The organism is Streptomyces solincola (genome assembly GCF_002982015.1).
GTDB lineage: Bacteria > Actinomycetota > Actinomycetes > Streptomycetales > Streptomycetaceae > Streptomyces > Streptomyces solincola.
On record NZ_PVLV01000398.1, the window covers coordinates 1 to 1,694 of the forward strand.

General features: G+C 75.9%; 1 protein-coding gene. It reads right to left on the reverse strand.

Annotated features, from left to right (window positions below; genetic code table 11):
• Positions 1–1,694: alpha-(1->3)-arabinofuranosyltransferase domain-containing protein (locus tag C6N75_RS22820; RefSeq protein WP_181160582.1), on the reverse strand; the 1,694-nt coding region annotated here is incomplete at both ends.

A 1,694-nucleotide genomic window follows, 5' to 3' on the forward strand; every position in this document is an offset into this window, starting at 1 on the left:
GCGTAGATCTCCACGGCGCGGCGGCGCGGGTAGAGCGCCTCGACCTGGACGGGGGTGTCGTCGGCGATCCGGCCGCCGGTGGTGAGGGGGCCGAAGCCGGCGACGCGGCGGTAGCCGGAGGCTTCCAGGGTGCGGGTGACGGTGGCGGTGGGGACGTGGCCCAGCTGGTCGGGGTCGAGGTCGCCCCGGACGACGACGTGGTGCAGTCCGGCCCGGTTGAGGAAGGCGGCGAGGCCGGGGACGCGGCCGCCGGAGGTGAGGGCCTGTTCGACGGCGTCCATGGCCCGGCGGTTGCCGGGGGTGCCGAAGGGCACGTAGTCGCGCTGGGCCCAGGGCGAGCGGGCCAGGGCGTGCAGCGGCTGGTCGACGGTCGTGCCCCAGGTGTGGATGCCGTGGGCGGTGGCGGGCACCACCAGGGCGCGGTCCTTCGGTGCGTTGGCGGCGAGCCAGTCGGCGGTGGTGCGCCAGTAGGCGGGCAGTTCGCGGAAGGAGCCGGGCTGGAGGATCCGGCCGTCGAGGTAGGGCAGGCACAGGCCGGGCAGCACGAGCAGCGCGGCGAGCACGGGCGCGTGCCGGCGGCGGGCGGTGGCCCGGGTGAGGGCAGCGGTGAGGTGGACGAGGCCGAGGGCCAGGGCGAGGGCGACGCCGGTCTGGAACTTGTAGATGTTGCGGAAGGGGGCCAGGGCGCCGTCGAGCCACTGCTGGACGGCGCCGTGGAAGGGTGCGCCGAGCGCGCCGCCGTAGCCGGCGAGGGTGATCAGTGCGGCGGTGAGCACGGTGAGCACCAGCCAGCGCCGTTCGGGCATGTCGCGCCGGGCCAGGCCGGCCAGGCCCAGGGCGGCGGCGAGCGCGGAGCAGCCGACGACCAGGACGGAGGTGGCCACCGCCCAGCCGGCCGGCAGCCAGGGCTCGCCGAAGTTCAGGTAGCCGACCCAGTTGCCGGCGCCGCGCAGCAGTTCGGTGGCGGACATGGTGGAGGTGGTGGTGCGGGCGGTCTCCACGTACGGCATGAAGTTCTCGCCGTAGCCGCCGAGCAGGAGCAGCGGCACGGTCCACCAGGCGGTGGCGGCGGCGACCAGCGGTGTCCACCAGGCGATCAGGGCGCGTCGGCGCGGGCCGGCCGGGCGGGTGAGCAGGTAGAGGCCGGCCGGGAGGAGGGAGGCGAGGGTGGAGGCGGCGTTGACGCCGCCCATCAGCGGGATGAGCAGCGCGGAGCGGGCGGCGGCGAGCCGGGGGGTGAGCCGGGGGTCGGTCAGCGGCAGCAGCACCCAGGGCAGCAGCGCGCCGGGCAGCGCGGCGGCCGAGGTGGAGCCGACCACCGTGGTGTACGTGGGCCACAGCGCGTACCCGGCCGCGCCGAGCAGGCGGCTGCGGTCGGAGCCGGCGGCGAGGCGTTCGGCCAGCCGCAGCGCGCCCCAGAAGGCGCAGGAGACGACCAGGGAGAGCCAGAGCCGCTGGGTGAGCCAGACGGGCAGTCCGACCAGGTCGCCGGCGGCGTGGAACGGCAGCATCGGGATGGTGTAGCCGGTGTACTGGTCGGCGATGCCGCCGAAGCCGGACCGGTCGTGCCAGAGGGTGGCCAGGTCGGCGAGGAAGCCCCAGGGGTCGGTGGTGACGCCGAGTTTGGTGTCGAACGTCATCCGGCCGGGTGCGGCGGCGAGGAAGGCGGCGAGGACCGCCGCCCAGAAGCCGAG